General features: G+C 70.6%; 8 protein-coding genes and 1 pseudogene. 4 read left to right on the forward strand and 5 right to left on the reverse strand.

The features are described 5' to 3' along the window. Positions 1 to 88 precede the first annotated feature (88 nt). Together ABZT06_RS49760 and ABZT06_RS49765 are read right to left on the reverse strand one after the other, a co-directional pair. Positions 89 to 268 carry a hypothetical protein gene (locus tag ABZT06_RS49760; protein WP_355756368.1) on the reverse strand — a complete coding sequence of 60 codons (180 nt, stop codon included), beginning with the start codon at positions 266 to 268 and terminating at the stop codon, positions 89 to 91. A 31-nt stretch (positions 269 to 299) separates the two neighbouring features. Beyond that, positions 300 to 1,604 (reverse strand): PHB depolymerase family esterase, encoded by a 1,305-nt coding sequence (locus tag ABZT06_RS49765; protein ID WP_355756370.1) that lies wholly within the window; start codon positions 1,602 to 1,604, stop codon positions 300 to 302. Positions 1,605 to 2,148: 544 nt separating this feature from the next. Here ABZT06_RS49765 and ABZT06_RS49770 point away from each other — a divergent pair. Next, a complete protein-coding gene (locus ABZT06_RS49770; protein WP_355756372.1) occupies positions 2,149 to 3,126 on the forward strand; it encodes a polysaccharide lyase family 1 protein in 978 nt (325 codons plus the stop codon). 44 nt (positions 3,127 to 3,170) lie between these two features. Next, a complete protein-coding gene (locus ABZT06_RS49775; RefSeq protein ID WP_355756373.1) occupies positions 3,171 to 3,974 on the forward strand; it encodes a pectate lyase in 804 nt (267 codons plus the stop codon). 64 nt (positions 3,975 to 4,038) lie between these two features. Here the strand turns inward: ABZT06_RS49775 and ABZT06_RS49780 are convergent, their stop codons facing one another. Beyond that, positions 4,039 to 4,797: a PaaX family transcriptional regulator C-terminal domain-containing protein gene (locus ABZT06_RS49780; RefSeq protein WP_355756375.1), complete on the reverse strand. Its 759-nt coding sequence runs from the start codon at positions 4,795 to 4,797 to the stop codon at positions 4,039 to 4,041. 72 nt (positions 4,798 to 4,869) lie between these two features. On the opposite strand from ABZT06_RS49780, the gene ABZT06_RS49785 reads away from it, so the two are divergent. Continuing rightward, the gene (locus ABZT06_RS49785) at positions 4,870 to 6,525 is read left to right on the forward strand and encodes an acyl-CoA dehydrogenase family protein (RefSeq protein WP_355756377.1); all 1,656 of its coding nucleotides are present in this window, start codon (positions 4,870 to 4,872) and stop codon (positions 6,523 to 6,525) included. 887 nt (positions 6,526 to 7,412) lie between these two features. On the opposite strand, the gene ABZT06_RS49790 is transcribed toward ABZT06_RS49785, so the two are convergent. Next, a complete protein-coding gene (locus ABZT06_RS49790) occupies positions 7,413 to 8,000 on the reverse strand; it encodes a hypothetical protein (protein ID WP_355756380.1) in 588 nt (195 codons plus the stop codon). A gap of 228 nt (positions 8,001 to 8,228) precedes the next feature. Between ABZT06_RS49790 and ABZT06_RS49795 the strand changes: the two genes are divergently transcribed. Beyond that, on the forward strand, positions 8,229 to 9,371 hold the full coding sequence (locus ABZT06_RS49795; protein ID WP_355756382.1) for an exo-alpha-sialidase: 1,143 nt from the start codon (positions 8,229 to 8,231) through the stop codon (positions 9,369 to 9,371). Between the two features lie 86 nt (positions 9,372 to 9,457). On the opposite strand, the pseudogene araD reads toward ABZT06_RS49795, so the two are convergent. Next, positions 9,458 to 9,655: pseudogene (gene araD, locus ABZT06_RS49800) on the reverse strand (L-ribulose-5-phosphate 4-epimerase); the annotation flags it as partial.

Genomic DNA, 9,655 nt, shown 5'->3' on the forward strand with positions numbered 1-9,655 from the left:
GCCGCGAGACCCTACCGCTGGACCTACGAAGGCACCCCACTGAAGACAACTTGATCAACACCCCTCCACGAACTTCTGCGGAGCGGCACTAGTGCGTCCCGGCACCCTTCTTCCCGGAAAGGCCTTCGGCGCGGTCGAGCGCGTCCGCCGGGCGGATCGGCGGCGCGTCGGTCGCGACGACTTCCCTCACCCGGCTGCTGACCGGGTGCGGCGTCTGCTCCACTCCTGACAGGCCGGCCGGCGGGACGCCCGCACTGCGCCGGAACATCCCGCCGGAGGATCGCGATGACCGGTGAACCTCAACTCGTCGTGCAGGCCTTGCCGTTGAGCATGAAGCCAGTCGGCGCCGCACTGTTCCCGCCGTGGGTCGCCTGATAGCCGATGCTGACACTCGCGTTCGGCGCGATCGTGCCGTTGTACGTCGCGTTCGCCGCCGTCACCGACCCGGAGGGCGGGCTGTACGTGGCGCCCCAGCCATTGGTGATGGTCTGGCCGGCGGGGAGGGTGAAGGCCAGTTGCCAGCTGTTGATCGTGGTCGTGCCGGTGTTGGTGATCGTCAAGGATGCCGTCAGGCCGGTGTTCCAGGCGTTCGTCGTGGCCGCCACCTTGCAGGCGCCCGGCTGGGGCTGGGGCGCCGGGCCCGTGCTGTCGAGGCCGAAGAAGGTGAGGGCGCGGGCGGCCATGCCGGTGGAGTAGAGGTTGTGACCGACGCCCTGGAGGCTGATCGCCTCGACGGGTGCACGGTCACCGGTGGCGCCGTAGCGGGTGCGGGTCCAGCCGGAGACGGGCGTGTCCGTGGCCGCGGGCGTCTGGCTGACGCCGAGGACGTTCGTCCACTGCTTGATCTCCTCGCCGAAGTTCGGGTAGCGCAGCACGTCGTCCTCGGTGCCGTGCCACACCTGCATGCGCGGCCGGGTGCCGCTGTAGCCGGGGTAGGCGGCGCGGACCAGGTCGCCCCACTGCTGCGGGGTGTGGGTGACGGTGCCGCCCGAGCAGGCGCTGTTCCACTCCGATCCGTCCGTCGTCGCGAAGCAGCCGAACGGGACTCCGGAGAAGGCCGCACCCGCCGCGAACACGTCCGGGTAGTCGCCGAGCAGGACGTTCGTCATCATCGCGCCGGAGGAGATGCCGGTCGCGTAGATCCTTCCTGTGTCGGCGGAGTAGGCATTCACCGTCCAGTCGATCATCGACTTGATGCCGACGGGATCGCTGCCGCCGCCCCGCTTCAGCGCCTGTGGCGAGGACACGTCGAAGCACTTGCTGGACCGCGTGACCGAAGGGTAGATCACCACGAAGCCGAAGGTGTCGGCCAGTCGGGCCCACTCGGTGCCGTTGTACATGGCCGGTCCCGAGCCGGTGCAGTAGTGCACGGCCACGACGACCGCCGGGTGTGCGGTGACGTTGTCCGGCACGTACAGGTACATCTGGAGGTTGCTGGGATTCGTGCCGAAGTCCGTCACTTCGGTGAGGGTCGCGGTCGGCACCGCCTCGGTGCGCGCCGAGGCGGTCGGTGCGGTGAGGAAGGCGGCCGCGAGTAACGACAGCACGGCCAGCAGCGCCGAACTCAGCCGTCTCCTCGGGGAGTTGTGGGGGGTGGTGGACACGTCGTTGCCCCTTTCCTGCAGCAGGAGGAGTTGGTGCCGCGTACTGGTTGCCGATGTCCCGTGCGGCGTCCAGGAAGGTCAGGGGCGGGCCGGCCGCCCGTGACCGGTCGGCGAAGTTCGTCGGCGACCGCCGCTCCGGAGCAAGCCGTTCTGGGGCGACGTGAGCACCGGCTCGCCGACGAACGTACGCATGGATGGAGTCGTCACCGACTCGCCCCTCTCGGGAAGTTCTCGGAAATCTCTCGGAAGGGAAGCGTCCGGCGAGCATGGTGACATGCGCATGGCCGTCATGGAAGCGCTCCCACGCGTCGAAAGAATTCGAACCGACCCCCACCCCTCCCCCGCATCGGTGACCGAATGTCTTCTGCGCAAAGCGTTGACTAGAAAGCGCTTGCCCCCTACGTTCCGTTCAGCAGTGTGAACCGCCCTGCGGCGGCGATTCGCATTGCCGCTCTGCACTGCGCACGTCGTTCAGCATGACGAACAGACTTCACGTACATGTCCGACCTGGCACCACGCAGGCCCCACGAAGGGACGCACCCGCATGCGTACTCGCCCCCCACGTACACACGCGCAAAGATCCGCTCTGGCCGCCGGTGCGGCCGCGCTCGCGACGGCGGCCGCCCTGGCCGTCCCGCAGCCGGCCGGGGCCGCCGAGACCTCCCCCATCGGTTTCGGCGCCGGAACGACCGGCGGAGGCAGCGCTTCCGCGGTCACCGTCTCCACACTGAGCGCCTTCAGGACGGCCGTCACCGGCAACACCGCGAAGGTCGTCAAGGTCAACGGCCTGATCTCGCTGAGCGGCACGGTCGACGTCGGCTCCAACACCACGGTGCTGGGCGTCGGTTCGTCGTCCGGGTTCACCGGCGGCGGGCTGCGGCTGAAGAAGGTCACCAACGTCGTGGTCCGCAACCTGAACATCAGCAAGCCCCTCGCGCCCGCCGACGGCATCGAGGTGCAGGCCTCGACGAAGGTGTGGATCGACCACAACTCCTTCTCGGCGGACCGCGATCACGACAAGGACTACTACGACGGGCTGCTGGACATCAACCACGGCTCGGACAACGTCACCGTGTCCTGGAACACCTTCAAGGACCACTTCAAGGGCTCGCTCGTCGGCCACAGCGACAACAACGCGAGCCAGGACACCGGCCATCTGAAGGTGACGTACCACCACAACTGGTTCAACAACGTCAACTCGCGCATCCCCAGTCTGCGCTTCGGTACCGGGCACTTCTACGACAACTACGTCGTCGGCGCCGAGACCGCGGTGCATTCGCGCATGGGCGCCCAGATGCTCGTGGAGAACAACGTCTTCCGCAGCACCGGAGTCGCTGTCACCACGAACCGGAACAGCGACGTGGACGGCTACGCCAACCTGCGCGGCAACGACCTCGGCGGAGCCGCCACCGAGGTCTCCCAGGTCGGCACCTTCACCACCGCTCCGTACAGCTACACCGCCGAGCCCGCCTCCTCCGTCGTCGCCTCGGTGACCGGCGGCGCGGGCGCCGGAAAGCTCTGACCACCCCCACCCCCACCCCCCGACAAGGAAGAAGGATTCGGGACATGACTTCTTCGGCACGTCCACGCGCGCGCAGGCGCGCGCTGACAGGCGCCATGGCCGCACTCGGCCTCTCGGTTGGCATGATCATGACATTCAACGCGCCGACGGCCAGCGCCGCCACCTGGCCCACCGCGAACGGCAGCCAGGCGGTCTCCTCGACCATCGAGCTGTCCGGCACCAAGGACTACGGGATGAAGCGCCTGTACGGCACGGGCGACCTGGGCAGCGACAGCCAGGACGAGGACCAGGGGCCCATCCTGAACCTGGCCGCCGGCACCGTCCTGAAGAACGTCATCATCGGCGCTCCCGCCGCCGACGGCATCCACTGCGCCGGCAGCTGCACGCTCCAGAACGTGTGGTGGGAGGACGTCGGCGAGGACGCGGCGACCTTCCGCGGCTCCTCGTCGTCGAACGTGTACACCGTCTCCGGCGGTGGCGCGAAGTCGGCCAGCGACAAGGTCTTCCAGTTCAACGGCGCCGGCACGCTCAACATCTCGAACTTCGCGGTGCAGAGCTTCGGCACCTTCGTCCGCTCCTGCGGCAACTGCTCCACGCAGTACAAGCGGACGATCAACCTCAACACCATCGAGGCGACCTACTCGGGCAACAAGCTCGTCGGCATCAACACCAACTACGGCGACAGCGCGACCCTGAAGAAGATCACGATCGTGGGCGACTCCGGCAAGAAGATCGTCCCGTGCCAGAAGTACATCGGGAACAACACGGGCAAGGAGCCGACCACGAACGGCTCCGGACCCGACAGTACCTACTGCAAGTACGCGACCTCGGACATCACCTACAAGTAGCCGCTCGGCAGGTGAAGGCGGCCGTACGAAGCGTCCCCGCACGGCGCTTCGCACGGCCGCCGTGTCATGTGCGGAGGTGGTCCTGCGGGACCGTGTCCGCCAGCTCGCCCCGATAGGCCGCGTACGCCGAGCGCAGTTCGGCACCCGGCCAGTCGGCCGGCAGGAGCTCGGGCGGCAGCACCGGATCGGTCAGCAGCTGGCGTACGACCGCCGCGAAGCCGGTGAGCCGGTCCGCGGGCCGGTCCGCGCGGGTGACCTGGGCGAGCAGCGCCCGGGAGTCGGCCGCCCAGCCGTCGAGAGGCCACAGTGCGGCGGCCAGCTCCGGCCCTGGGCGGCCGGGGCGGGCCGTGTAGCGCTGGGCGACCCCGTCCAGGCCGTCCGGGAGCGATCGGAGCAGGTTGGCGGGGCGCAGCCAGACGCCCTCGCGGAGTTCGGCGAGCCGGAGGGCGGTCAGCCGCGCGCGCAGTTCGGCACGTTCGGCCGGGTTGCGGCCCGTCGCCGTGATCACGACCATCTCCCAGTCGCCGCTCCACGCGCGCGTGCGCGGGTGGACGGAGTCGTCCTGGCGGCGCTGACGGGCCAGCAGCCGGTCGCTGAGGCCGTAGACGGTGTCGGCGCGCCGCAGGTCACCGGCGCTCACCATCCGGCTGAGCGCGGCACGCAGCGTGGAGCCGCCGACCCCGAACGGCTCCACCGCGCGGACCAGGTCCTTCACCGGCATCTCCGGCGGATGCGCGCCCAGCAACAGGCTCAGCACGACCGACCGCGCGGACAACGGCCGCAGGTCGACCTCCTTAGGCTGCTCCGACACGTTCCTCCGCATGGTCACGTACTGTACGACTCCCATCTTGTTGCACTATTGCTACGGCCGCAGTCAAAGCGCAACATGGACCTCATGGTCTCCCTCTCCGCGCCCGAACAGGCCGCCACCCACGCCGTCACCAACCAGCCCCCTCCCCTGGTCCCGTACGACGCCTCCGACGACCCCGTCCTCCTGGAGGGGCTGCGCCGCGAGGGCGCCGACTGGGCCGAGGAGGACATCCGGCACCTCGGACTGCGGGCCGGCAGTGCCGAGGCCCAGGAGTGGGCGGATCAGGCCAACCGGCACGAGCCGGTGCTGCGCACCCACGACCGGTACGGCAACCGGGTCGACGAGGTCGACTTCCATCCGAGCTGGCACCACCTGATGCGGACCGCCGTCGCCGAGGGCCTGGCCGGCACACCCTGGGCGGAGGAGCGTACCGGCGCCCATGTCGCCCGCACGGCGGGCGGCCTGGTGTGGGGACACACCGACGCGGGCCACGGCTGCCCCACGTCGATGACGTACGCGGCGATCCCGGCGCTGCGCAGGGAGCCGGAGCTGGCCAAGGTCTACGAACCCCTGCTGACCGGCCGGGAGTACGAGCCGGAGCTCAGGGTGCCCACCGAGAAGCGGGGCCTGCTCGCGGGCATGGGGATGACCGAGAAGCAGGGTGGCTCCGACGTCCGGACGAACACCACGACGGCCACGCCCACCGCGGAGGCCGGGGTGTACACGCTGCGCGGGCACAAGTGGTTCACGTCGGCGCCGATGTGCGATGTGTTCCTGGTGCTGGCGCAGGCTCCCGGCGGGCTGTCGTGCTTCCTCCTCCCGCGCGTCCTGCCGGACGGCAGCCGCAACACCTTCCGCATCCAGCGCCTCAAGGACAAGCTCGGCAACCGGTCGAACGCCTCCTCCGAGCCCGAGTTCGACGCGACCGTGGCCTGGTTGGTCGGCCACGAGGGCCAGGGCGTCAAGACGATCATCGAGATGGTCAACTGCACGAGGCTGGACTGCGTGATGATGTCGGCGACCCTGATGCGCAGAACGCTCGTCGAGGCGGGTCACCATGCCCGGCACCGCAGCGCGTTCGGCGCCCGGTTGATCGACCAGCCGCTGATGCGCAACGTCCTGGCCGATCTGGCGCTGGAGTCCGAGGCCGCGACCACCCTCACGCTACGGCTCGCGGGCGCCGCCGACCGGGCCGTGCGCGGGGACACCGGCGAGCAGGCGTTCCGCCGTATCGCCACCGCGGTCGGCAAGTACTGGGTCACCAAGCGGGGTCCGGCTTTCACCGCGGAGGCCCTGGAGTGCCTGGGCGGCAACGGCTACGTGGAGGACTCGGGCATGCCCCGGCACTACCGGGAGGCGCCCCTGCTGTCGATCTGGGAGGGCTCCGGGAACGTCAACGCCCTCGATGTCCTGCGGGCGTTGCGCCGTGAGCCGGACACCGCTCAGGCACTGTTCGGCGAACTCGCCCTGGCCCAGGGCGCGGACGCCCGCCTCGACACGGCCGTCGCCCGCCTCAAGAGCATGTTGGCCACGGCGTCCGAGACGAGTGCCCGCCGGCTGGTGGAGCACATGGCCCTGACACTGCAGGCGTCGCTCCTCGTCCGGCACGCCCCGCCCGCGGTCGCCGACGCCTTCTGCGCGACCCGGCTCGGCGGCGACTGGGGGCACTCCTTCGGCACGCTGCCGGACGCCGCGGACGTGGACGCGGTCCTCCGAAGGGCACTGCCCGGCGACAACTGAGGGCGTTCTGGAGCCACTTGGTGAAAACCGAACCACCCCCCTGTCCGAGTTGCTCACCGTCACGCGCTGATTACGCCTCGTTGTCACTGCTGTGGTGCAGGCGTGCTGGAGGACCTGTTCGGTCTGGCCGCGCCCGCCGCCGACGATCTGGCCGGGCGTGGGGCGCCGACACTGGGCGGTCCGCTCAAGGCCCTTGCCAGGAGCGGGGATTCCCGGGCGACACCGGCCCTGGCCGAGGTGCTGTCGGGTCCGGTCGTTCCCGACGACCTGGGCCATGCGATCGGCCATCTGGGCTCCGCGGCCTCCCCCGCTCGCGCCCGCACTGCGCCGACGGCTGGGCGAGGTCGTGCCGGACACCGCCGGGACCTTCGGGCAGGCCGTGCCGCTGTTGTCGGCACTCACCGCGCTGGGCGACTCGGAAGCCGCGGTCTCGGGACGCCGTGGTGGAGTCGGCGGTTCGCGCCCTGGAGGCGTTCGGGAGCGCGGCGCCCTCCCTGGTCGTGCCCGTGCTGCGCCAGCTGCTGGAGACGGAGTACACGGCGGTCACTGCGGGGGCGCTGTGGTCCGTGGAACGGGACGCGTTGCACGTCTCGGGCCGAAGGCCGGTGAGGCGCTTCCGGGGTTGCGCCGGATGGCTCTGGCGGAGGATCTGTGGGAGCGGGTGTCCGCCGCGTGTGCGGTGTGGCGGATCTCCGGTCACCGCGTGCCTCGCCGCCCTGGGCCCTGCCGGAGAGCCTCTGCACGATCTTCTTCGTGCGGAACTGACGTCTCGGCGACCGCATCTGGCGTCGACGTCCGACCGACACGGCCCCGGGTTGCGGTCCGCGAGGTGTCACACACGTCCCGCATCCCGGACAGCCTTGCCCGCACCGCAAGCCCCGCCGGTGCTACCTCCCGTCGGCCCGCCGCCCGCCCCACAACGGTCCGAAGTGCGCCCAGTCCGTGTCCCACTGGTCCAGGCGGCGCCGTTCCATGCGGCCGCGCAGGACCCGGCCCCCCACGAAGGGGACGGCCGCGGTGCTCACGCCGACCAGCGCGCCGATCATCGCAGCGCGGATCCGGGCCTGGCCCTCGGTGGCGGGCTGGGTCATGAGGCGGCCCTGGGCGTCGGTCCACACGGTGACCGGGGTGCCCTGGGTGCTGCCGGGGGCGACGCGCACCTGGCCCCTGTGGGCCGAGCCGTCCGCCCCGGTCCAGGCCACCTCGCCCCACACCCGTTCACCGCTCGACGTGCGCGGGTCGGCCGTGCCCGGCGCCCGGTCGGCGAGACGGGCCACGACGGGCCGCCACTCGACGCGCTCCAGCCCCAGCTGGTGCTCGACCGCCCGGCTCACCCCCAGACCGGCGAGCACCCCGGCCACCACGGTGAGCAGCCAGGCACCGAGCACGACCCACGCCTCGACGGCGTCGGCACGGCGTCTGAGGGGATTGCGCCGCCAGCGCCACAGCCAGACCTTGGGACCACGGAACGCCATCGAAGGCATCCTCCTCATGAGCGACGGGCGCACGAACATGCCGGACCGACCTCCCATACGGCGGAACCCGCCTCGATACTCACGGCTCACGGCGAGTTCTCCGTCACGACGGTCGCAACGGCCGCGTGCGGTCGCGGGCTTCTTGCCGAAAGCCGCCCGTCAATCGCCGCAGCCCGTTACCATCCCCGCTTTGACCTGCGGTGAAGCCCTTTCCAGAGGTGACTGTCAGTGGTGGGGTGCAGACTGGCCGGTGTCTGGGACAAAGACGTCACGGAGGTGATCGGTATGGCTGAGAAGCTGCTTGCCGTGGGGACGCGCAAGGGCTTGTTCATCGGGCGCGAGCGAGGCGGCACCTGGGAGTTCGACGAGAGCCCGTACTTCAATGCGCAGGCCGTGTACTCGGTCGCGATCGACACCCGGGGCGCGCGCCCACGACTGCTGGCCGGGGGTGACAGCGCGCACTGGGGTCCTTCGGTGTTCCACTCCGACGACCTGGGCCGCACCTGGACGGAGCCGGGCCGGCCCGCCGTGAAATTCCCGAAGGACACCGGGGCCTCCCTGGAGCGGGTCTGGCAGCTGCACCCGGCGGCGGCCGAGCCGGACGTGGTGTACGCGGGCACGGAACCGGCCGCGTTGTACCGCTCCGAGGACCGCGGGGAGAGTTTCGAGCTGGTCAGGCCCCTGTGGGAGCATCCGACCCGCTCGAAATGGGTGCCGGGAGGCGGCGGTGAGGGTCTGCACACCGTCCTGACCGACAGGCGGGACCCGCACGCGGTGACGGTGGCCGTCTCCACGGCGGGGGTCTTCCGCACCAAGGACGGCGGCGCGAGCTGGGAGCCGTCCAACTCCGGTGTCTCCGCGGTGTTCCTGCCCGACCCGAACCCGGAGTTCGGCCAGTGCGTGCACAAGGTCGCCCGGGACGCGGCCGATCCGGACCGGCTGTACCTCCAGAACCACTGGGGGGTGTACAGAAGCGACGACGCGGGGGCGCACTGGACGGACATCGGCGAGGGGCTGCCGTCCACCTTCGGCTTCGCGGCGGTCGCTCATCCCCACCGCGGCGAGACGGCTTACGTCTTCCCGATCAACGCCGACGCGGACCGCGTCCCGGCCGGTCGCCGATGCCGGGTCTTCCGCACAGCGGACGCAGGCAAGAGCTGGGAACCGCTCACAGCGGGCCTGCCGCAGGAGGACCACTACGGCACGGTGCTGCGGGACGCGATGTGCGCGGACGACGCGGAACCGGCCGGCGTCTACTTCGGCAACCGCAACGGCGAGGTGTACGCCTCGGCCGACGACGGCGACAGCTGGCGCCAGTTGGCCTCGCATCTGCCGGACGTGCTGTGCGTGCGGGCGGCGGTGATCGCCTGATCTGACCGGGCTGCCCTCGCGTCTTCGCCCCTGGTGAGGGGGCACGCCCGGTACAGCCCGATCGAGCTGACAGCGACGCGCGCCGATCATCCCGAGGTCGGCGTCGCCTCCGGGTTGCCGTAGTAGGCGTCGGGGCCGTGTTTGCGGGTGTAGTGGCGTTGCAGGAGGTGGGCGGGTGGGGGTGCGGTCGGGTTGAGGGACAGGGTGTGCAGGGCGATGTCGGCGACGGCCTCGCAGATGATCGCGTGTTCCAGGGACTTGCGGGCGGTGCTGCCCCAGGTGAA

This window comes from Streptomyces sp. NPDC005483 (assembly GCF_040606035.1).
GTDB lineage: Bacteria > Actinomycetota > Actinomycetes > Streptomycetales > Streptomycetaceae > Streptomyces.

Excerpts from the sequence above, each read along its gene's own strand:
- ABZT06_RS49775 (WP_355756373.1), top strand. The coding sequence starts at position 3,171 with ATGACTTCTTCGGCACGTCCACGCGCGCGCAGGCGCGCGCTGACAGGC.
- ABZT06_RS49760 (WP_355756368.1), bottom strand. The coding sequence starts at position 268 with ATGTTCCGGCGCAGTGCGGGCGTCCCGCCGGCCGGCCTGTCAGGAGTG.
- ABZT06_RS49785 (WP_355756377.1), top strand. The coding sequence starts at position 4,870 with ATGGTCTCCCTCTCCGCGCCCGAACAGGCCGCCACCCACGCCGTCACC.
- ABZT06_RS49780 (WP_355756375.1), bottom strand. The coding sequence starts at position 4,797 with ATGCGGAGGAACGTGTCGGAGCAGCCTAAGGAGGTCGACCTGCGGCCG.
- ABZT06_RS49790 (WP_355756380.1), bottom strand. The coding sequence starts at position 8,000 with ATGGCGTTCCGTGGTCCCAAGGTCTGGCTGTGGCGCTGGCGGCGCAAT.
- ABZT06_RS49770 (WP_355756372.1), top strand. The coding sequence starts at position 2,149 with ATGCGTACTCGCCCCCCACGTACACACGCGCAAAGATCCGCTCTGGCC.